Genomic DNA, 21,522 nt, shown 5'->3' on the forward strand with positions numbered 1-21,522 from the left:
GGTCACGTTTCTCTCCCTCACGTCGCGGGCTTTCGCAAAGCCTCTTGAATTGAACGATCGGTCAGTCAATTATTAGCTCAAGCAATCATCGTGTCAACGGCCGGCGCAGACGTCAAACCGCGCCGCGATCGCGCACCACACGTCGGGGAGAGACGCCATGACCGCCATCCTGCAAAGCCTCGCCTGCGATCGCTGGGAGACGCCGGCGGCCGGGCTTGTCGATATTCCGAGCGCGATCGACGGCCGCGTGGTGGCGCGTGCGTCCAGTGCCGGACTCGATTTCGGGGCCATCGTCCGGCATGCCCGCGAGGTCGGCGGGCCGAATTTGCGCAAGCTGTCGTTTCATCAGCGCGCCGATATGTTGAAGGCGCTCGGCGCTTACTTGGGCGAGCGCAAGGAACAGCTCTACGCGCTCGCAGCCGACACCGGCGCCACCCGCCGCGACAATGCGATCGACATCGATGGCGGTCTCGTCACGCTCGCGGCTTTCGCATCGCGCGGCCGCCGCGAGTTGCCGGATGCGAATTTCATCACCGAGGGCGAGGTTGAGGCCTTGTCGAAGCGCGGCAGCTTCGTCGGTCAGCACATCCTGTCGCCGCTGCACGGCGTTGCGGTGCATATCAATGCGTTCAACTTCCCGTGCTGGGGCCTCTTGGAAAAGCTCGCGCCGGCGTTGCTTGCGGGCGTGCCGGTGATTGTCAAGCCGGCGACGGCGACGGCCTATGTGGCTGAGGCGCTGGTCAGACTGATCGACGAGTCGAAGTTGCTGCCGCAAGGCGCGCTGCAGCTCGTCTGCGGCGGCCTTGGCGATCTGCTCGATCATTTGAACGGCCAGGACGTGATCGCCTTTACCGGCTCGCTGCAGACCTCGGAGAAGCTGCGCGCGCATCCGAACGTCGCGCACCATTCGATCCGCTTCATCGCAGAGCGCGACTCGCTGAACGCTGCGGTCCTCGGCCCTGATATCACGCCGGCCGAGCCGGAGTTCGATCTGTTTGTCCGCGAGATCGTCCGCGAGATGACCGCCAAGGCCGGGCAGAAGTGCACCGCGATCCGCCGTGTGCTGGTGCCGCGCGCGCAGGAGGCCGCAGTGGTCGAGGCGATGAAGGCGAAGCTCGCCGACGTCAGGCTCGGCGATCCGCGACGTGACGACAAGGCGATGGGGCCCCTGGTCAGCCGCGGCCAGCGCGAGGCGGTGCGCGCCGCGATCGCGACGCTGCAGAGCGAGGCCGAGATCGTGTTCGGCGATCCGAACGTTTGCGAAGGTGAGGGCCTCGATACCCAGGCTGGCGCTTATCTGTCGCCGGTGTTGCTGCGCGCGCGCGACCCGATGCAGGCCAGCCGCGTTCACGCCACCGAGGCGTTCGGCCCGGTCGCCACCGTGCTGGCCTATGACGATGTCGCCCAGGCGATCGAGTTGGTCCGCCGAGGTGAGGGCAGCCTGGTGGCGTCGCTCTTCACTTATGACGATGCGATCGCCAAGCAGATGATCCTCGGTCTGGCACCCTTCCACGGCCGGCTGCTGATCGTCGACCGCGACGATGCGGCAGAATCCACCGGCCACGGCACGCCGCTGCCGGCGCTGCTGCACGGCGGCCCGGGCCGCGCCGGTGGAGGAGAAGAACTCGGCGGCTTGCGCAGCGTGCATCACTACATGCAGCGCACCGCGATCCAGTGCTCGCCGCGCCGCCTCGCGCGCCTCACCGGCACCTGGACGCGCGGCGCCCCGGCGCCCGCCGCCGAGGTGCATCCGTTTAGGCTGAACTACAATCAGCTCGCCATCGGCCAGAGCATCGAGACCGCGAGCCGGCCGATCACGCTCGACGATATCGAGCACTTCGCGCATTTCACCGGCGACACCTTCTACGCCCACATGGACGAGGCGGCCGCCAAGGCCAATCCGTTCTTCCCCGGCCGTGTCGCCCACGGCTATCTGATCCTGGCGTTCGCCGCCGGCCTGTTCGTTGATCCCGCGCCGGGCCCGCTGCTCGCCAATTACGGGCTCGACAATCTGCGCTTCCTGAAACCCGTCTCGCCCGACGACAGCATCAAGGTGAGGCTCACCGTGAAGCAGAAGTCGCCGGCTCGGCGGCCGGAATATGGCGAGGTGCGCTGGGACGTCGAGGTCGTCAACCAGAACGGCGAACCGGTGGCGCGCTATGACCTGTTGACGATGAGCTCACGGCCCGCCGCATAGCCCAAAGCGGCGGAATCTGGCACAACGGCGGCGCCGCTCCTGCGCGGCGCCGTTTTTCTGCCGAGACCGTCACCATGTCCGATTCTTCTGTTACCGCTGCTATGTCGATCGAGGCGCGTTGCGTTCGCCTGCACCACAAGGCCGCTGATGTCGCGGCGATCGAGCCGGTCCTCGAGACCCTGCGGCTGTCGCGGCGCGCGGCCTCCGAAGTGCTGATCGAGGTGAAGGCGGCGGCGGTCAATCCGTCCGACGTCAAGGCCGCGACCGGGTTGATGCCGTACGCGGTGTTTCCCCGCACGCCCGGCCGCGATTTCGCCGGCCGTGTCATCGACGGCCCGGCTGAATGGATCGGCCGCGACGTATTCGGCTCGTCCGGCGATCTCGGCATCCGCCGCGACGGCACCCATGCGAGCCACTTGATCGTGGAGGCCGACGCGCTGGTCGAGAAGCCGGCGAGCGTGTCGTGGGAAGAGGCGGCCGGCATCGGCGTGCCGTTCGTCACCGCGACCGAAGGCCTGCGCCGTGCCGCGCTCGCGGCCGGCGAGACGCTGGTGATCATGGGCATCAACGGCAAGGTCGGGCAGGCTGCGGCGCAGATCGCGAGCTGGCGCGGCGCGCGGGTGATCGGTGTGGTGCGCAAAGCGGAGCCCTATGCCGGCCATGCCACCGCGCCGGTGGAGATCATCGACTCGTCCTCCACCGATGTCGCCGCCAAGGTGCGCGAACTCACCGGCGGCAAGGGAGCCGACGTGGTGTTCAACACCGTCGGCGATCCGTACTTCAAGGCGGCGAACCAGTGCCTGGCGCTGCGCGGCCGGCAGATCCTGATCGCCGCGGTTCACCGGATCGTCGAGTTCGACATTCTGGCATTCTATCGCGGTCAGCACACCTATGTCGGCATCGACACGCTGGCGTTCTCCTCGATCGCGACCGGCGAGGTGCTGCGCTCGCTCGGCGACGGCTTCGCCGGCGGCCATCTCAAGCCGTTCCCGATCGTGGATGGGGCGATCTACCCGCTCGATCAGGCACAGGCCGCGTATCGCGCGGTGGCAGGCTCGTCGCGGGACCGGGTGATCATCAGGCCCGATTAGTTCTTTTCGACTCGGTAGCACGTCGAAGCCGTCGCACGTGTCGCCGCCGGCCAACTCATCATGTCGCCCGCACGGTTGACCCGCTTATTATACCGGTTTCCAAACAGGAACCTTGCTCCTCCGGCGAGGGTTTAAGGTCCGCCGGTTGCTCCGATCGAGCGGCGACCGGCCACCCCGGCGGAGCGGTAAGAGCGGTCGGCCGAGCTGGTGCGACGTTCGCTCATGACCGGAGACCCCTGCCGATGCTGGACAAGGTGAGCGGTGCCGATCTCGCGACGCAGAGTACGCAGGCCCTCAAGACCCGGCTGCTGCAGCTGGTAGACGGGCAGGACGACAAGCGGCTGAGCGAAAAGCTCGCACTGCTGGACGGTCCGCTCGCGCCCTATGTCGACGAGCTGACGCGGCGCAATCCGCATCCGCGCGCCGAGGATCAGGTCGCAGCGGTGATCGGAGTGTGGACGCCGGTGTGGTCGACTATCCCGTTTCACCATGCGCTGCCGGGCCGGATTCCCTCGCAGTCCTACCAGATCTTCCGAGACCGCGGCTTCTACGCCAACGTCGCGCACCATGCGCCGGGGCACCAGAACGCGCTGCTGCACCGGCTCACGCCGCTCGGCCTCGCCTGCAATCTGATGCTGGTGCAGCGGTTCGAGGTCAGAGGCGGGCGGTGGCTGATTGAGAATATCGGCATCGAGGTCGCGCGCGGCCGTCGCGACAAGGGCCTCAGCATCGACGACGCCGAAGCCTGGTTCGACGCGGTGCTGGAGCAGAAGCTCGATCGCGCCGAAGCTCCGAACGCCACGCGGGGCGCTCCCGACCTCAGCGGCCTCGACGCGGCATCAGCGAAGCGGCTGGCGAAGTCGTTCCAAGCGAAGCCGATGATGCAGAACATCTACGTCGACGACGATCTGCGCCTGATCCGAAGCCAGCGCGAAGCCGCACAGCGGCCGTCCTACACGATCGGTGTCCGGCGGCGTTGAAGCGCCAGCGGCGACCGTCTCGTCGCGCGACCACGCGATGATCCGCCCCTCGCTGTGATAGCGACAGGCCCACAACTCGGACGCCGCTGGCGCCGCGAGGCCGCGGAGGCATGGCTGTTGGGGATTTGAATCGATGGTCGCGGCAGGGCAGAGCGGAGCGCTCGCTCCAATCATCACCGTCATCGTCCGGCTTGTCCGGACGACCCAGTATCCCAGAGCGCTCGTTGCGCCGTGCGGAAGTTGTGCCACAGGCGCTCTGGAATACTGGATCCCCCGCATGCGCGGGGGATGACGGTGGAAATGGGATGACGACGGAGAAAGGGGTGATGATGAAAAGGAAGTGGTGATGAAGGAGGCGAGGGATGACGACGACGAGGCGTTCGGCGCTGATCCGAGGAGCAGCTGCGCGCGAGCTACTCCGCCGCGACCGCGCGTGGCCGCGTCGTCGCCAGCTTCAGCACGTCGCGATAGGACGGCGCCACGGTGACGCGGTCCAGCAAGCCCTTTTGCTGCAGGAGCCGGTGCGCTTCGGGAAGATTGTAGCAGGGCAGGTACATGAACAGGTGATGCTCGGCGTGGTAGTTGACCCAGTACGGCGCGATCAGCGCGCGCTCCAGCGGATTGGCCAGCGTGGTGCGGGCCTGGCTGAACGGATCGGCGCCGGTCGAGGTGCAGGCGTGCTCGGCGATGTTGCGCACCCGCGTCACCAGCGGCAGCCAAGTCGCCATCGCCACCAGCCAGACGCCGACGAACCAAACCCCGGCGCCGGCCAGCCAGAACAGCAGCAGCAACACGGCATTGGCCGCGAGGAAACGCTGGGTGCGCGCTTTGCCGCTCGCGACGAAGCTGTCGTGCTTCGGCGCGCCGCTGTCCATCGGCGCGAACAGCGCCTTCAACGCCGGCAGCCGCTGCTTGACGAAGGTTTGCCCGGTGAGGTCGCGGATCGCCTTGCGGGCGAAGCTATCCTTGCTGATCGGGAACGGCGCCGACAGCACTAGATCCGGATCCTCCGGCTGCTGGGTGTATTTGTGATGCTGCAGATGGTAGCGCCGATACGCCGGCAGATCGGCGCCGACCGGCACCGCGCACAGCCATTGCCCGATCGCCTCGTTGAGCTTCGGATTGCGGTGCAGCCCGCCATGCGCCGCCTCGTGCATCAGGATGGCGAGGCCGAGCTGCCTGGTGCCGACGATCATCACCGCGATCAGCCAGGTCAGCGGGGTCGGCCAGATCGTCACCAGCGCGACGGCCAGGGCAATACAGCCCCAGGCATGCGCCACCAGCCACAGGCCACGGGCCGAACTGCGATGCGTCAGCCGCGCCCATTCGTCGGCGGAGAAAATCGTCTTCGGATCGATCCGCGCCACTGCCGGCATCGCTGCCTCCCTGATTTTGTTTTCGGCAGTGTCGGGGAAGCGGCCGGCAGCGTCAATCGGCGCTGCGCGTGATGATGCTGACTTCCGAGGTGAGGGTGCGGTGCACCGGGCATTTGTCGGCGATCTCGATCAGCTTGGCGCGCTGCTCGGCGGAGAGATCGCCCTCGATGCCGATCACACGCTCGATGCGGTCGAGCAGCCCGACCTTGGTTTCGCACTCGGCGCAATCCTCAGCGTGGATCTTGGCGTGGCTCAGCGTCACCGTGACGCGATCGAGCGGCAGCGCCTTGCGTTCGGCATAGAGCCGCATCGTCATTGAGGTGCAGGCGCCGAGCGCGGACAGCAGCAGATCGTAAGGCCCCGGCCCGCTGTCACGGCCGCCGACGCTGGCGGGTTCGTCGGCCAGCAGCCGATGCGGCCCGACGCTGATCTGTTGCTGGAACTTGCCGTCGCCGGTTTCCTGCACGGTGACGAGGCGTGGCACTTCCGGCGCGCCGGCGGTCGGGGCCGGCGGCTCGGCGTCGATGTAGCGCTGCGCCCAGGCGGCGATCACGCTCGCCGCGTAGGTCGCGTCACGACGATCGCTCAGCAGATGGTCGGCGTGATCGAGCGAGACGAAGCTCTTCGGATGCTTCGCCGCGACAAAGATCTTGGTAGCGTTGTCGATGCCGACGGTGTCGTCGGTCGGCGCGTGCAGGATCAGCAGCGCTCTGTGCAGCTTGGCGATCTCGGCCATCAGATTGTGTTCTGCGATGTCGTCGAGAAACTCGCGCTTGATCGTGAACGGCCGGCCGGCAAGCGAAACATCGACCTGTCCTTCAGCGCGGATCGTCTCGATATCACCGGCAAACAGTCCGGTGACGTGCGACGGATCGGACGGCGCCGCAATGGTTGCGATCGCCTTCGCCTCCGGGATCTGCGCCGCGGCTGCCAGCACCGCAGCGCCGCCGAGGCTGTGCCCGATCAGCAGCGACGGCGCCCGATGCGACGACCGCAGATGATCGGCGGCCAGCACGAGGTCGGCGACGTTGGACGAGAACGTCGCGTTCTCGAACTCTCCCTCGCTGGCGCCCAATCCGGTGAAGTCGAACCGCAGGACAGCGATGCCGCGCGCCGCCAGCGCCGCCGAAATCCGCCGCGCCGCGAGGTTGTCCTTGCTGCAGGTGAAGCAATGCGCGAAGAGCGCATAGGCGAGTGGCTGCGCATCCGGCAGATCGAGCGCTGCAGCAAGTTGATGCCCGCCGCTGCCTGGAAATTGGAAACGTTCGGTGGGCATCTTGAATACTCCTGATGTCTCTTCGTCATTGCAAGGAGCGAAGCGAGGAAGCAATCCACTTCAGTGCACGAGGCTGGATTGCTTCGCTTCGCTCGCAATGACGGGTGGACTCTCTTCGCCACAGATCGTCATTCCGGGGCGCGCGGAGCGCGAACCCGGAATCCAGAAGTGCAGAGCACCTCGAGATTCCGGGTTCGCGCCTGTCGGCGCGCCCCGAATGACCCGCGCGGCGTCAATCACTCGAATAGCGCTGCTCGGCCCATGGATTGCCGCGGTTGTGATAGCCGCGGAGCTCCCAATAGCCGGGCGCGTCGTCGTCGCGGAATTCGATGGCCTGCAGCCACTTCGCGCTCTTCCAGAAATATAGATGCGGCACGACCAGACGCACCAGGCCGCCGTGTTCCTGATCGAGCGGCGCGCCAGACCAGCTGTGTGCGATCATCGCATCCGCGGCGGCGAAGTCTTCGATCGATAGATTAGTTGTGTAGCCGTCGTAGCTGTGCAGCACGACGTAGCGGGCGGCATCGGTCGGCTGGCAGGCGTCGAGCAGCGTTCGTGTCGCGGGCCCCTGCCAGCGATTGTCGTAGCGCGACCAGGTGATCACGCAATGAATATCGGAGACGATGTCAGCCTGCGGCTGGGCCATGAACTGCGCCCAATCCCAAAACACCGGCTGCGCCACCGCGCCATAGACGTCGAGCCGCCAGCGGTCGCGGCCGATCTGCGGCGTCAGGCCGAGATCGAGCACCGGCCAGTCTTTGACCAGATGCTGGCCCGGCGGCAGCCGTTGCTCATCCGGCCGGACGTGCCGGCCGGTGAGAAATTTGCCTTCTGCCGCCCAGCGCTGCTTGCTGCGGGTGAGTTTGGACTCCGGCGGCAGTTCGGCATCGTCGGACATCGGCGACCTTTCGGGCGAGGGCTCAGCTCGGCTTGCCGAACAGCAGCGGCAGGTTGCGCGGGCCCCGGACTGTGCCCTCCGACCATCGCACTTTTTGTGACGGGTCGAGCCTAAACGAAGCAATCCGCTTCAGCCACTCCTCGATCGCAACTGTCATCTCCATCCGCGCCAGATTGGAACCGACGCAGCGATGGATGCCGAGACCGAACGCGACATGCGGATTCTCCTTGCGGTCGATCATCACGCGGTCGGCATCGGGAAACACCGATGGATCACGATTAGCGGCGGGGAACGACAGCAGCACCATGTTGCCCGGCTTCACCGGGCAGCCGGCGATCGAGGTTTCCTTCATCACTTCGCGGGCCATCGTGACGGGCGAGTAGGCGCGCAGAAACTCCTCGATCGCGGTCGGCATCAGCTCGGGTTCGGCCAGCAGCCGTTCGCGGTCGGCCGGATGCGTGGCGAGATGCCACAGCGCAGCGCCGATCGCGCTCCAGGTGGTGTCGATGCCGGCGATCAGCAGCAGCCGCAGCGAGCCGAGCACATGCGCGTCCGACAGCGGCTGGCCCTTGTCGTCGCGGGCGTTCATCAGCGTGGTGATCAGGTCGTCGGTCGGCTTTTGCTTGCGGTGCTCGATATGGCCGTGGAAGTAGGTGCTCATTTCGAACACCGCCTTCATCAGGATGGCATCGTCGTTGATGCCGAGTTCAAGGATTTCGTGAATCCAGCGGATGAAGATGTCGCTGTCGCCTTCCGGAATGCCAAGCATGTGGCAGATGGTCTTGACCGGAATGTGCTTGGTGTAGGCGGTGGCGGCGTCGCAGCCATCGTCTTCGATGAAGGCGTCGATCAGTTCGTTGCAGATCGCGCGCACCCGCGGCTCGAGCTTGGCGACCGCATCGGGCGTGAACGGCGGCAACAGCAGCCGCTTGGCCGGTTTGTGCTCGGGCGGGTCGGAAGTGATCGGCGGTGCCGGCGGCGGCGATGCCGAGCGGACGTTGCGGACGATGATCCGCCGCGACGAGAAGTGATCGGTGTCGTAGGAGATTTCTTTCACCGCCGCAAACGTGGTCGGCATGTAGCAGCCGAGAAACCGGTCGGTGTGGACCAGCGGACTGGCCGAGCGCAGCTCGTCCCAGATCGGATAGGGGTTTTCGGTCCAGCGCGGATCGGTGTGGTCGAAGTCATTGACCCAGTCGGTGACGGGTGCGCGTTCGCTCATGTCTGGCGTTTCCTCTGCTGAATGTCGGTGCGGTCTTGGCGCCGCTCGAACGGGGAGAAGGCGGAGTGATCAAGCTTCGTCGATGACGATCGCGTTCTCGGGGCAGTTGGACTTGGCCAGCCATGCCTGGTCGATCAGCGCGGTGGGCACCGTGCCGTCGCCGGTTTCGTGGGCATTTCCGTAGTCATCGAGCTCGAACAATTCAGGAGCCAGCGCTTTGCAGCGCGCATGGCCCTGACACTTGTCTTGGTCGACGTGGATTTTCAGCGTCTCGGACGCTTTCAGGTGATCGGACATTGGCGTTTCCCTATCGTCCGCCTTTGTCGGCGGATCTATCGGTGTTGCAACACGCGTGAGAGTAGCACAGCGTGTTGCAACCGCCAGTCCCGGAGGGCGCCTACAGGCTGGCAGGCGCCGGGCGCGGGTCGATCGGGGTGGTGCTCTTCAGGCCGAGGATATCCTCGAGCACCGCGGCGCCGGCGAGCAGGCCGGCTTCGTTGCGCGGTTTTGCCACCATCTGCAGGCCGATCGGCAGCCCGGTTGCGGTGAAGCCGCAAGGCAGCGATAGGGCAGGGCAGCACACCAGCGTGATCGCATAGACGATGCCGAGCCATTCGACATAGTTGCCGAAGGTGTGGCCGTTGCATTCGGCGAGGTAGCGCTGCTCGACCGGGAACGGCGCGGTGATCGTTGCCGGGCACAGCAGCAGATCGTAGGTCTTAAAGAACTCGATCGTGCGCGCCGTCATCGCCACCCGCTGCGCTTCGGCCTTGGCGAGATCGTCGACGCTGAGCTTCAGGCCCTGTTCGATATTCCAGATCACTTCGGGCTTGAGCAGGTCGCGCTTGGTGCGCAGCAGATCGGCCTTGCTGATCGCGAAATCGAACGCGCGCAGCGCCTGGAAGCACTCATGTGCTTCGGACAGATCGGGCTGCGCCTGTTCGACGATCACGCCGGCTTCGGCGAAGCGTTCGGCCGCCTTGCGGGTGACGGCGGCGACTTCCGGATCGACAGGGGTGATGCCGAGGTCGGGCGAATACGCTACGCGCAGCGGCTTCTGCCGCGACCGCGCTGCAGCGAGGAACGAGGTGGCGGGCGAGGGGATCGACAGTGGGTCGGCGGCGTATTCACCGCTCATCGCGTCGAGCAGCAGCGCGACGTCTTCGACGTTGCGGGCCATCGGGCCCTGGACACCGAGATTGCGGTCGATCTTCGCCGCCGGCGTGTGCGCGACACGGCCGAAGCTGGGACGTAAGCCAACGATGCCGCAGAAACTCGCCGGATTGCGCAGCGAGCCGCCCATGTCCGAGCCGTGGGCCAGCCATGCGGTACCCGATGCAAGGGCCGCCGCGGCGCCGCCGGACGAACCCGCCGCGGAGCGCGACAGATCCCACGGGTTGCGCGTCGCGCCGAACACTTCGTTGAACGTATTGGCGCCGGCGCCGAATTCCGGCGTGTTCGACTTGGCGTAGACCACGCCGCCATTGCCTTCGAGATGCTCGACCATCAGGTCGGAGCGGGCGGGGACATTGTCCTTGTAGATCGGCGAGCCCTGGGTGGTGAGCACGCCTGCGACCGCGGTGAGATCCTTGATCGGCACCGGCAGACCGGCGAGAAGACCGCGCTCGGCCGGCGGTTTTTTCATCAGCTCGGCGGCGTGAGCGCGCGCGCGATCGAAGCACAGCGTGGGGAGAGCATTGACGGCGCCGTCGACTTCGGCAATCCGCTCTTGCAGCACATCGAGAACCTCGATCGGCGTCACCTCGCCGGACTTGAGCTTGTCGACCACTGCACAAGCGGTTTCCTTTACCAGCGCCTGATCTGCCGCCACCCTGTAACTCCCCTGAGTTGATTGCGCGGCGGTATCAGTACATCACCGTCAGCGCTTTTGGACCGGATACCAAGACTAGACGCAATGGGTACCCCGGACCGCTTCACAACCTGCCGGTCCGGGCCTTATATCGCGTCATGGGACTCTTCTCACATAACGACTCGAACGGCCACAACCTGACCGGGTTCTGGCTGCTGTCCCGCAGATTTTGGCTGAGCGGCAAGCCTCGCGTCACGGGCCTGATCGTGGTGCTGATCGGCGTCGTGCTCGCACAACTGCTGGTTCAGTTTTATCTCAATTTGTGGAATCGGCATTTCTTCGATGCACTCGAACGACGTGATGCCGGCGCCTTGTGGACGCAGACCGGGATTTTCGTGATGCTGGCCGCCACCAGCGTGCTGGTCGCTGCGACCTCGGTGTGGGGCCGCATGACCGGGCAGCGCAAATGGCGCGAGTCCATGACATGTGAAATCCTGGCGCGCTGGTCGCGAAAGGACCACAACGTCCCAATCGATGGTACAGATCACGGCGCCGAGAACCCGGAATATCGCCTCGCCGAGGACGTCCGGATCGCCACCGACTCACCGGTCGATCTGATCCTGGCGTTTCTGTCGTCGGTGCTCACGGCGCTGACCTTCTTCAGCGTCCTGTGGAGCGTCGGCGGCAGCATCGACATCAGCGTGTTCGGTCATCGCGCCGAGATCCCGGGCTACCTCGTGGTCGGTGTGGTCGGATATTCCACCCTGATGACCGCGCTGATGCTGTGGTTCGGCCGGCGCATGACCAGTATCAGCGAGCGTCGCAACCAGAACGAAGCGGAATTCCGGGCGGCAGCCGAGGTGATGCGCGGCGGGCGTCCCGCCAGCGAGGCCGACGAGAAGGCCTGGATGGCGAAGCTGGCGCGGCGTCTGCAGGAGGTGCTGCGGTCGTGGCGCGAGTTGTGCTGGCAGCTCGTCGACATGACGCTTGTGTCGCACAGCAACTTCCTGTTCGCGCCGGTTGCCGCGTATTTCCTGTGCTTTCCGAAATATCTCGCCGGCGCGATGACGCTCGGCGAGGTGACGCAGAGCGCGGCGGCGTTCGTCACCGTGCAGGGCGCGGTGAACTGGCTGGTCGACAATTATCAGCGGTTGGCGGACTGGCGCTCGTCGGCCAACCGCGTCGCCGCCCTGCTGGCCGCAATCGATGCGATGCCGGACCGCACGCCGGCGACGCCAGCCGAGGCGTCGCGCGAATTGGCGTCGTCGTAAAAGCCCCGCCTGCTGCTTCAGGCGCTCGCGCCGCGGGCGTGACGGATCACGTCGGCGAACCAGTTGAACGACGCCTTCGGGATCCGGCGCAGCGTCGCATAGTCGATGTAGATCAGCCCGAAGCGGACGCTGTAGCCGGATTCCCATTCGAAATTGTCGAGCAGCGACCAGACCATGTAGCCGCGGACATCGGCGCCGTCGGCGACCGCCTGATCGAGCGCGGTGATGTAGTCGCGCAGGAAGGCGATGCGGCCGGGGTCGATCACCTCGCCGTTGGCGTCGGGTTTCTCGATATTGCTGCCGTAGCCGTTCTCGGTGACGTAGACCGGCTTGCCGTAGCGGCGGCTGATCTCGATCAGCGTATCGCGGAAAGCATCCGGCTCGATCGTCCAGTCGATCGGCGAGCGCGGAATGCCTTCGGGCTTCGGGCCCCAGCCGAGTCCGACGATCGCGTTCGGATCTGAGTTGATGTAGACGGGGCTGTAGTGGTTCAGGCCGAACCAGTCGAGCGGCCGGTGGATGCGCTCCATGTCGCCCGGCTGGATGAACGGCTTGATGGCGTCGCGGATCAGGTCGGGGTATTCGCCACGATACTGCGGGTCGGCGAAAGCGCGATTCCAATAGTCGCTGATCAGCTTTGCCTCGGCGACGTCTTCCGGCTTGTCGCTCGACGGGTACACCGGCTGATAGTTGGTGACCAATCCGATCTTGGCGTCGGGGACGGTCTCGCGCAGCACGTCGACGGCGGCGCCGTGCGCCAGATTGACGTGATGAATCCAGCGATGCAGCTTCTCATCCGCGCTGCGGTCGCGCGCGCCGAATGAGCGGCTGAACAGGCTGAAGATGCCGGGCTCGTTGAAGGTCGCGAAGTGCTTCACCCGCTTGCCGTAGCGCTCGCCGATCACCCGGGCATAGTCGGCGAACCAGCCGACGATCTCGCGGTTCATCCAGCCGCCGCGCTCTTCCAGCGCTTGCGGCTGATCCCAGTGATACAGACAGATCCACGGCTCGATGCCGGCAGCTTCCAGCGCGTCGATCAGGCGATCATAGAAGGCGAGGCCGGGCTCGTTGATCGCGCCGGTGCCTTGCGGGAAGATTCGCGGCCAGGCGATCGAAAACCGATACACCTGAATCCCAAGCGCCTTCATCAGCGCGACGTCTTCCTGATAGCGATGATAGTGATCGCAGGCGACGTCGCCGGTGTCGTTGTTGGCGACGTAGCCGGCGCGGCAGTACACGTCCCAGATGCTCTGGCCGCGGCCGTCTTCGTTGGTGGCGCCTTCGATCTGGAAGCTCGCCGTCGACACGCCCCAAATGAAGTCTTTGCGGATGTGCGACAGCACCGGCAAACCGGGCATGGGCTCAGAAGCGGGAGGGGTGAGCGATGAGGCCATGGCGAAATCTCCGATTGCAGATGTCATTTGATACGCTGCGGCGCTGACGGCGCCGCTTGCGTTGAATCAAACAGCGACGTTGTGACGCCCGTGCGGTTGACGATCCGTTGCGGCACGGCTGTGGCGAAAGGCCTGCGCGGCCACACCGTCATGGCTGAGTTGCGGCCGGCGCGGCCGTTGTGGTTCAGGCCGGCCAGCCCGCGCTGAGGCCGCCATCGACCGAGAAGATCGCACCGGTGGTGTAGCCGGACCGGTCGGACGCCAGATAGGCCATCAGGTCGGCGATCTCGCGCGGCTGCGCCGGGCGGCCGAGCGGAAGGTTCTTCTGCAGTTCGAGGTAGCGGCTCTCGTCGCCGAGCTCGGCCTTGGCGCGGCCCTTCATCCGGCCGAGATAACGATCGGTGCCGACCGGGCCGGGGTTGATGCCGACGACGCGGATGTTGTCGGCGAGGCTGCGGCTGCCGAGCGCCCGGGTGAACGCCATCAGCGCAGCGTTGCCGGCAGAGCCGCAGATATAACCCGGGTCGAGCCGTTCGCCGGCTGCGCCGATGTCGTTGATGATGACGCCGCCGCCGCGCGCCTTCATCTGCGCGTACACCAAGCGGGTGAGATCGATGAAGCCGAACACCTTCAGATCCCACGCATGGCGCCAGGTCGCGTCGTCGATCGCATCGATCGTGCCGCGCGGAATATCGCCGGCATTGTTGACCAGGATGTCAATATCCGTCGCTTGAGCGGCGAGCTGCGACAGGTCTGTCTTGTTGCGCAGGTCGGCGACATGGACTGCGACGCCAACGCCGTGCTGGTCGCGGAGCCGGGCGGCGAGGGCTTCCAGCGCATCCTTGTGGCGGGCGGCGAGCCGCAGGTGACAGCCTTCCTCGGCGAAAGCTTCGGCCGCGGCGGCGCCGATGCCCTTCGACGCGCCGGTGATGAGGACGCGCTTGCCGCGTAGATGCAGGTCCATCGAGTGCCCTTCGGTGAGGTCCGGTTCGGCCGGACGCCGCCGTTACAGATAGCCCTCTCCGGCCTCGGCGGCAAAGCGCGCCGGATCGCCTTCCCAGACGATGCGGGCGTGTTCGAGCACATAGACACGGTCCGCGTGCGGCAGCGCGAAGGTGACGTTCTGTTCGCCGAGCAGCACGGTGATCGACGAGGTCTGGCGCAGCTTCTCCAGCGCCTTTGACAGTTGCTCCAGGATCACCGGCGCGAGCCCGAGCGTCGGCTCGTCGAGGATCAGGATCTTCGGCTGCATCATCAGCGCGCGGCCGATCGCGAGCATCTGCTGCTCGCCGCCGGACAAGGTCTGCGCGAGCTGGCCATGTCGTTCCCGCAAGATCGGAAACAGATCGAACAGCCATTCGATCTGCTTGTCGCGGACGTCGTCGGCGAGGTGATAGCCGCCGAGGTCGAGATTCTCGCGCACCGTCATCTCGCCGAACAATTCGCGGGATTCCGGGCACTGCACGATGCCATCGCGGGCAATCTTGGCCGCCGAGGTGCCACGCAGGACTTCGCCGCCGCGCTTGATCGCGCCCGTGTAGGGCAGGAGCCCGGAGATGGTGTTGAACAGCGTGGTCTTGCCGGCACCGTTGAGCCCGACCACCGAGACGAACTCGCCCTCATGGACGTGGATCGAGACGTTCTCGAGCGCCTGGGCTTTGCCGTAGAACACGTTGACGTTCTCGACCTGCAGCAGCGGGACCTTGTCGTGGAAGCTGGTCTCGGGCCGCGCCGAGGTCTCGATCGCGCCGCCGAGATACACCCGGCGCACCGTCTCGTTCTTCATCACCTCGCCGGCGGCGCCGGTGCAGATCTCTTCGCCGAGATACATCGCCAGCACGCGGTCGACCAGCGCTGCGACGCTCTTGACGTTGTGGTCGACCAGCAGCACCGCGCGGCCTTCGTCGCGGAAGCCGGCGATCAATTCGGAGAAGGTGCCGACCTCCGCCAGCGTCAGGCCGGCGAACGGCTCGTCGACCAGCACCACCTTGGGATCGCGCGCGATCGCTTTGGCCAATTCGAGGCGGCGCAGGTCGGCGAACGGCAGCGTCGGCGGCTTCCGCCGCATCACCGCGCCGAGGCCGACACGTTCGGCAATCGCCTCGGCGCGTTCGACCAGCGCCCGATCGTGAAACAGCGCCAGCAGGCTGTCGGGCAGCAGCGCCACCATGATGTTTTCCAGCACGGTCTGCCGGTTCAGCGGCCGGGAATGCTGAAACACCATGCCGAAGCCCTTGCGGGCGATCTTGTGCGCTGGCAGGCCGGCGACGTTCTCGCCCTGAAACATGACCTCGCCGGCGGTCGGGCGTTCGATCCCCATGATCGATTTCATCGCGGTGGATTTGCCTGACCCGTTCGGCCCGATCAGGCCGAAGATCTCGCCAGCGCGCAGGTCGAACGACAGGTTCTTGACTGCGGTGAGACCGCCGAACCGTTTGGTCAGACCGCGGACTTCGAGGGTGGGAGCGAAGTTGCTGGAGACGGCGTCCATCAAGTCCGGGCCTCACGCGACATGGCCGCTCCGAGGAAGCCGCCGGGGAAGAACAGCACGACGAGCAGAGCGATCGCCGAGACGATGAAGGTGGCAAGTTCGCCGGTCGGACGCAGGAATTCGCCTGCGACGATCAGGAACACCGCGCCGAGCGCAGCGCCGATCACGGTGCGCCGTCCGCCGAGCACGGCGGCGACAATCACGTTCACGCCGACTGCGACGTCGACCACGGTGCCGACCGAGGCGGTGCCGAAGTAGAACACCAAGAGCGCGCCGGACAGGCCGGAGAAGAAGGCACTGACCACGAAGGCGAACAGCTTGTGCTTGACGATGTTGAAGCCGAGTGCGCCTGCCTGCACCGGATCCTGGCCCGAGGCCTGCAGCACCAAGCCGATCGGCGATTGCGACAGGCCGTACAGGATCGCGCCGCTCACCGTCATGAAGCCGAGCGCGATCCAGTAATTGGCGCCAGCGTTGATGGTGATGACGTCCGGAATGGTCAGCCCGATCTCACCACCGGTGAGGTCGGCAAACACCACGATGAAGTTCTGCAACATCAGCACCGCGACCAGGGTAGTCAGGCCGAAATACGGCCCGCGCACCCTTAGCGCCGGCAGCGCCAGGATGAAGCCGGCGACGACCGAGGCCATCGCGCCGATGAAGATGCAGAAATACGGCGACAAGCCGTATTGATTGTTGATGATGCCGGCGGTGTAGGCGCCGACGCCGATCAGGAAGGTCGGGCCGAAATTGACCTCGCCGGCGAAGCCGAACAGCAGGTCCCAGGCCATCGCGAATACGCCGAAATAGAACGCGACCGTCAGCAGGCCGAGAATGTAGCCCGAGACATAGAGCGGCAGTGTCGAGGCGACTGCGACCACCAGCAGCGCGATCCAGAACAATCGTGACGTGAAGAACCCCATCTCAGCGCCTCCCGAGCAGGCCCTGAGGCCGCAGATACATCACCGTCACCAACAGCAGCAGCGCCGGGATGGTGCGGTAGGCCGGCGAAATCATGTAGGCGGTGAAGGTTTCGAGATAACCGACCACGAAGGCGGCGATCAGCGAGCCCGAGACGCTGCCGAGCCCGCCGAGCACCACGATCGAAAACGCGCTCGCGGTCAGCGGCCCGACACTGTAGGACGACACCCCGAGGAACATGCCGAGCAGCACGCCAGCGATGCCGGCGAGCACGCCGTAGATGATCCACACCACGACATAGATGTTGGTGAGTTCGAGCCCAAGCAGCGTGACGCCGCGCGGGTTCATCGAGGCTGCGAGCACCGCCTTGCCGATCTTGGTGCGGTTCACCAAGAGCCACAGCAGCGCGATCACCAGGCAGCACACTACGGCGGTGAATATCTCGTTGCGCGGGGTGCGGACGCCGAAGATCTCGACCACTCCGTTGACGATCGGCAGCACGGTCTTGGCGTTGTTGGTGAACAGGTAGGCGATCGCCTCCTGGATCATGATGCCCCACAGCAGGGTGCCGGTGAGGACGAAGATTTCCTTCTCCTCATTGGCGATCCGCCGCGAGCGCTGGATCGGCTGCACCACCGCGAAATAGGTGAGCAGCGCGATCACCAGCGCGGTGGCGATGCCGATCAGCGCGCCGGCGTAGCTGCCGACGCCGAATGTGCTCGACGCTGCCCACGCCGCGACCGCGGCGGCGACCATGATGGCGCCATGTGACAGGTTGAGCACGCCGGAGACGCCGAAGATCAACGTGAACCCGGTCGCGCCCAGCGCATACAGCGCGCTGATGGCGAAACCGTCGATCAGGATTTGCAGGGCGAGCATTCGGGACCTTCAGTTGGCCAAATCCGGTACGTCATTCCGGGATGCGCGCCGCCGGCGCGCAGACCCGGAATCCCGAGTTGTTCTGAGATTCCGGGTTCGCGGGCGTCGCCCGCGCCCCGGAATGACGATGTGGAGAAGCTTGCAGCCGGACGAAAAATGCTCCCGTCGTTGCCGGCGGGAGCATTCGTTGAAGCGGTCAGTTCGCGGCAGCCTTGATGAAGGCCGGGAACTTGATCTTGGCTTTGGCCACTTCCGGCGGCCACACCGCGACCTGCTTGCCGTCCTGCCATTGCAGCATCAGACCGGTGAGCAGGCCCTTGCCGTATTTCAAGCCGTGGGTGAACGGCTCGTCCTTGCCGTAGAACTGGACGCGGCCGATCGTGCCTTCGTAATCGGTCTTTTCCAGCGCCTCGACCAGCTTCTCGCCGTCGGTGGAGCCGGCACGCTTCACCGCTTCGGCGATGTAATAGACCTCGTCATAGGCCGTGTAACCGGCGTAAGACGGATAGTTGCCGTACTTCTTCTTGAAGTTCTCGGCGAACGGCACCGACTTCGACGTCACCGCGACGCCGGGGCCCGACACGCCTTGATACAGCACGCCATCGGACGCGTTGTTGGTGTCCTTGCCGAATGTTTCGTTGGTGGCCTGCGAGGCGATGCCGAACATCGGGATCGGCACCTGCTGGTTCTTCCACTGCACCGTCGGCTGGACGCCGACATGCGAGATGCCGGTGATGATCACGTCCGGCTTCGAGCCTTCGATCTTATTGAAGATCGGCGTGAAATCGGTGGTGTCGGGCGAGAACCGGATGTGGTCGAGCACCTTGAGACCGACCTTCGGCAGGCACTCCTGGTAGCCGACGTCGAGCGGCTTGGTCCAGGCGGCGTCCTCGCTCATGATCACGGCGGTCTTCATCTGCCGGGCGTCGACCAGCAGGTCCTTCGCGGCATCGCACACCGATTGGGCGAGCTCGCCCGAGGTCAGATAGCCGTGGAAGGTGTATTTATTCTTTTCGTAGTCCTTGTTGACCGCCTTGGTGATCTCGTTCGAGGCGGCGCCCGGCGTCACGAACGGCGTTTTCAGCCGCGAGGCCCAGGGCATCAGAGCCAGCACAACTTCCGAGATGTAGCTGGCGATCACCGCGTTGACCTTGTCCTCATTCACGGCGCGCTGGAAGGCGCGCACGGAATCGGCGGACGACGAGTGGTTGTCGTAGCTGACGATCTCGATCTTGCGGCCGTCGATGCCGCCTTTGGCGTTGATTTCTTCAGCAGCGAGCTGCGCGGCCTGCGGAATCGACGCGCCGGCGATCGCCTGCGCTTCGGCGATCACGCCGATCTTGATCGGGTCGGCTGCGAGTGCCGACGAAGCACCGAATCCGAGCGCTGTCGCGGCGACCATAGCGCGCATCGACCACGAACGGACATTCGAGGGGGCTGGAGACATGGCGTTTCCTCTTTATTGTCTTTGTTTGGTGGCGCGTTGGCCGGCGGCTTGTTGATCAGCCACGAAAAGTGTAGCGCGCGTTTTGTCGCAGGCAAGCACAATGCTTTCGTATTTACGCGGATTCGCTATGTGCAGCGCAGCGTTGAACGCCAACGTACTTTGGGCCAGATGAAGCCGCGCCACGCGCGACACAAAGGGGAACCGAGTTGAATCAGAGCAAGGATCAGTATCGCATCGCCGTGATCGCAGGCGACGGCATCGGCAAGGAAGTGATGCCGGAAGGACTGCGTGTGCTCGAAGCGGCCGCGAAGAAACATCGGGTCAAACTGGTGTTCGACCATTTCGATTTCGCCAGCTACGACTATTACGAAAAGCACGGCCAGATGATGCCGGACGACTGGAAGGAGAAGATCGGCGGGCATGACGCGATCTTCTTCGGCGCCGTCGGCTGGCCGGCGAAGATTCCGGATCACATTTCGCTGTGGGGCTCGCTGATCAAGTTCCGCCGCGAGTTCGATCAGTACGTCAACCTGCGCCCCGTGCGGCTGATGCCCGGGGTGCCGTCGCCGCTCGCCGGCCGCAAGCCGGGAGATATCGATTTCTGGGTGGTGCGTGAGAACACCGAGGGTGAATACTCCTCGGTCGGCGGCCGGATGTTCCCCGACACCGAGCGTGAGTTCGTCACCCAGCAGTCGGTGATGACCCGTGTTGGCGTCGACCGCATTCTGAAGTTCGCGTTCGAGCTGGCACAGTCGCGGCCGAAGCGGCATCTCACCTCAGCCACCAAGTCGAACGGCATCTCGATCACGATGCCGTATTGGGACGAGCGCGTCGAAGCGGTGGCCAAGAGCTACCCGGAGGTGAAGTGGGACAAGTACCACATCGACATCCTCACGGCGCACTTCGTGCTGCATCCGGACTGGTTCGACGTGGTGGTCGGCTCCAATCTGTTCGGCGACATCCTGTCCGACCTCGGCCCGGCCTGCACCGGCACCATCGGCATCGCGCCGTCGGGCAATATCAATCCCGAGGGCGACTTCCCGAGCGTGTTCGAGCCGGTGCACGGCTCGGCGCCGGACATCGCCGGCCAAGGCATCGCCAATCCGATCGGGATGATCTGGTCGGGCGCGATGATGCTGGAGCATCTCGGCGAGAAGCAGGCGGCGGATTCGATCGTCAAGGCGATCGAACGCACCTTGGAGGAGCGCACGCTCCGCACCCGTGATCTCGGCGGTCAGGCCGACACCTCGGCCTGCGGTAAGGGCGTGGCCGAGATGGTGGAGTAAGCGCTCCGCTGTGAAGCACGCAGAAGCCGGCGTCAGCGGGTCGGTGACGCCCCTGCTGCGCTGGCCCGGACCAGCGTCATCGGCTTGCGGACGCGCCGCCGCTGCCGGATCTGCGGCGGCTGCCGGAGCGGGCGGCGCGGCTTAAGCGCGATCGCGTAGCCGGGCTTGCGGCTCGGCAGCGGCGGAAGCGGACGAGCCCGATTGTGGGTCGTTTTACGCTGCTGACGCTTGCTTGCCGCCTTACGGACGCCGCGTGCAACGGGCCGGCGGTTTTGCGAGGGCCGCGGCTTGGTGACCTCCCGTGGCCGCGGCGCGACGATGCGGGTCGACGTCCGCAGCAGGAGTGGGGCCGGCTCAGCTACGGGCTGAACCGGCGTCACGGCCGGAGCCAGCACTGCCGAGCTCTGCGTGTTGTTGGGCGGCGGAAGCGGAGTGTTGCGGTTTGCGTGTGCCGAGACGTCTGCGCCGGCATCGTGAATACGCACCACGCGTCGCGGCGGCGTGGGGCCGTCGCGGTGGATGCTGAAGGCGAGATAGGCTGCAATTACGACAGCCACGAGCAAGGTGATCGGCGGGCCGACCATCAGCGTGCTGGCCATCACGATCATCGCGACCGCAGCCGCCTTCAACAGCTTGTCGCTATCGTCGAACAGTCGCTCGAGCCACTGCCAGTTGCTGCGGGTCCAGATCGGCGGATCGAACCGAACGCCGAACGCGGCGCGTGCCTGGGCGAAGCCCAATTCGCGTGCGGAGAGCAAGTACCACGTAACGAAGAAAGCCAGCAGGAATGCCAGCGTGCCGACGAGGCCGGCGGCAGAACCGATGATGATGACCAGAGCGAGGGCGAAGACCGCGTACCAATCCTTCATGGGAATGACTCCGTGCGATTCGCTAAGTATCGCACAGACTTAGTTCGCGTGCCGTTGATTCGGATCAGGCAGAGGCGCCGGCTCTCGCGGAGGCGGCCGCCTGTCCCCGCATTT

At 65.4% G+C, this 21,522-nt stretch carries 18 protein-coding genes; 5 read left to right on the forward strand and 13 right to left on the reverse strand.

Annotation, left to right across the window (positions count from 1 at the left end):
• Nucleotides 1-157: 157 nt before the first annotated feature.
• From paaZ to VRZ08_RS16240, 3 genes are all read left to right on the forward strand, one after another.
• The gene (paaZ, locus tag VRZ08_RS16230) at nucleotides 158-2,197 is read left to right on the forward strand and encodes a phenylacetic acid degradation bifunctional protein PaaZ (protein ID WP_414533195.1); all 2,040 of its coding nucleotides are present in this window, start codon (nucleotides 158-160) and stop codon (nucleotides 2,195-2,197) included.
• 74 nt (nucleotides 2,198-2,271) lie between these two features.
• Complete coding sequence (locus tag VRZ08_RS16235) at nucleotides 2,272-3,288, forward strand: quinone oxidoreductase family protein (RefSeq protein ID WP_414533196.1); 1,017 nt, start codon at nucleotides 2,272-2,274, stop codon at nucleotides 3,286-3,288.
• Nucleotides 3,289-3,530: 242 nt separating this feature from the next.
• The gene (locus tag VRZ08_RS16240) at nucleotides 3,531-4,268 is read left to right on the forward strand and encodes a hypothetical protein (protein ID WP_414533197.1); all 738 of its coding nucleotides are present in this window, start codon (nucleotides 3,531-3,533) and stop codon (nucleotides 4,266-4,268) included.
• Nucleotides 4,269-4,681: 413 nt separating this feature from the next.
• Here the strand turns inward: VRZ08_RS16240 and VRZ08_RS16245 are convergent, their stop codons facing one another.
• From VRZ08_RS16245 to VRZ08_RS16270, 6 genes are all read right to left on the reverse strand, one after another.
• The gene (locus tag VRZ08_RS16245; RefSeq protein ID WP_414533198.1) at nucleotides 4,682-5,644 is read right to left on the reverse strand and encodes a fatty acid desaturase family protein; all 963 of its coding nucleotides are present in this window, start codon (nucleotides 5,642-5,644) and stop codon (nucleotides 4,682-4,684) included.
• A 52-nt stretch (nucleotides 5,645-5,696) separates the two neighbouring features.
• Entirely contained in the window at nucleotides 5,697-6,920 is a 1,224-nt protein-coding gene (locus tag VRZ08_RS16250) for an alpha/beta fold hydrolase (RefSeq protein ID WP_414533199.1), read from the reverse strand.
• A gap of 232 nt (nucleotides 6,921-7,152) precedes the next feature.
• Nucleotides 7,153-7,818 carry a sulfite oxidase-like oxidoreductase gene (locus VRZ08_RS16255; RefSeq protein WP_414533200.1) on the reverse strand — a complete coding sequence of 222 codons (666 nt, stop codon included), beginning with the start codon at nucleotides 7,816-7,818 and terminating at the stop codon, nucleotides 7,153-7,155.
• 22 nt (nucleotides 7,819-7,840) lie between these two features.
• Nucleotides 7,841-9,040 carry a cytochrome P450 gene (locus VRZ08_RS16260; protein WP_414533201.1) on the reverse strand — a complete coding sequence of 400 codons (1,200 nt, stop codon included), beginning with the start codon at nucleotides 9,038-9,040 and terminating at the stop codon, nucleotides 7,841-7,843.
• A gap of 69 nt (nucleotides 9,041-9,109) precedes the next feature.
• Nucleotides 9,110-9,337: a ferredoxin gene (locus VRZ08_RS16265; protein ID WP_264054904.1), complete on the reverse strand. Its 228-nt coding sequence runs from the start codon at nucleotides 9,335-9,337 to the stop codon at nucleotides 9,110-9,112.
• Nucleotides 9,338-9,437: 100 nt separating this feature from the next.
• A complete protein-coding gene (locus tag VRZ08_RS16270; protein WP_414533202.1) occupies nucleotides 9,438-10,871 on the reverse strand; it encodes an amidase in 1,434 nt (477 codons plus the stop codon).
• Between the two features lie 137 nt (nucleotides 10,872-11,008).
• Between VRZ08_RS16270 and VRZ08_RS16275 the strand changes: the two genes are divergently transcribed.
• Complete coding sequence (locus VRZ08_RS16275) at nucleotides 11,009-12,121, forward strand: SbmA/BacA-like family transporter (protein ID WP_107343712.1); 1,113 nt, start codon at nucleotides 11,009-11,011, stop codon at nucleotides 12,119-12,121.
• A gap of 17 nt (nucleotides 12,122-12,138) precedes the next feature.
• Here the strand turns inward: VRZ08_RS16275 and VRZ08_RS16280 are convergent, their stop codons facing one another.
• The 6 genes from VRZ08_RS16280 to VRZ08_RS16305 form a co-directional block, all read right to left on the reverse strand.
• Nucleotides 12,139-13,515, reverse strand: a complete 1,377-nt coding sequence (locus tag VRZ08_RS16280; protein ID WP_414533203.1) for a GH1 family beta-glucosidase — start codon at nucleotides 13,513-13,515, stop codon at nucleotides 12,139-12,141.
• Nucleotides 13,516-13,699: 184 nt separating this feature from the next.
• Nucleotides 13,700-14,479 carry an SDR family oxidoreductase gene (locus VRZ08_RS16285; protein ID WP_414533204.1) on the reverse strand — a complete coding sequence of 260 codons (780 nt, stop codon included), beginning with the start codon at nucleotides 14,477-14,479 and terminating at the stop codon, nucleotides 13,700-13,702.
• Nucleotides 14,480-14,521: 42 nt separating this feature from the next.
• The gene (locus VRZ08_RS16290) at nucleotides 14,522-16,006 is read right to left on the reverse strand and encodes an ATP-binding cassette domain-containing protein (protein ID WP_414533205.1); all 1,485 of its coding nucleotides are present in this window, start codon (nucleotides 16,004-16,006) and stop codon (nucleotides 14,522-14,524) included.
• Complete coding sequence (locus tag VRZ08_RS16295) at nucleotides 16,006-16,929, reverse strand: branched-chain amino acid ABC transporter permease (protein ID WP_107354908.1); 924 nt, start codon at nucleotides 16,927-16,929, stop codon at nucleotides 16,006-16,008. The genes VRZ08_RS16290 and VRZ08_RS16295 overlap by 1 nt, the downstream gene beginning before the upstream one ends.
• Nucleotide 16,930: 1 nt before the next feature.
• Entirely contained in the window at nucleotides 16,931-17,806 is an 876-nt protein-coding gene (locus tag VRZ08_RS16300; RefSeq protein ID WP_107343717.1) for a branched-chain amino acid ABC transporter permease, read from the reverse strand.
• 196 nt (nucleotides 17,807-18,002) lie between these two features.
• On the reverse strand, nucleotides 18,003-19,217 hold the full coding sequence (locus tag VRZ08_RS16305) for an ABC transporter substrate-binding protein (RefSeq protein WP_234822401.1): 1,215 nt from the start codon (nucleotides 19,215-19,217) through the stop codon (nucleotides 18,003-18,005).
• Nucleotides 19,218-19,525: 308 nt separating this feature from the next.
• Between VRZ08_RS16305 and VRZ08_RS16310 the strand changes: the two genes are divergently transcribed.
• On the forward strand, nucleotides 19,526-20,539 hold the full coding sequence (locus tag VRZ08_RS16310; protein WP_234803296.1) for a tartrate dehydrogenase: 1,014 nt from the start codon (nucleotides 19,526-19,528) through the stop codon (nucleotides 20,537-20,539).
• Between the two features lie 32 nt (nucleotides 20,540-20,571).
• Here the strand turns inward: VRZ08_RS16310 and VRZ08_RS16315 are convergent, their stop codons facing one another.
• Complete coding sequence (locus VRZ08_RS16315; protein WP_414533206.1) at nucleotides 20,572-21,408, reverse strand: hypothetical protein; 837 nt, start codon at nucleotides 21,406-21,408, stop codon at nucleotides 20,572-20,574.
• Between the last annotated feature and the right edge of the window lie 114 nt (nucleotides 21,409-21,522).

It is taken from the genome of Rhodopseudomonas sp. G2_2311 (genome assembly GCF_047501505.1).
Classification (GTDB): Bacteria; Pseudomonadota; Alphaproteobacteria; order Rhizobiales; family Xanthobacteraceae; genus Rhodopseudomonas; species Rhodopseudomonas palustris_H.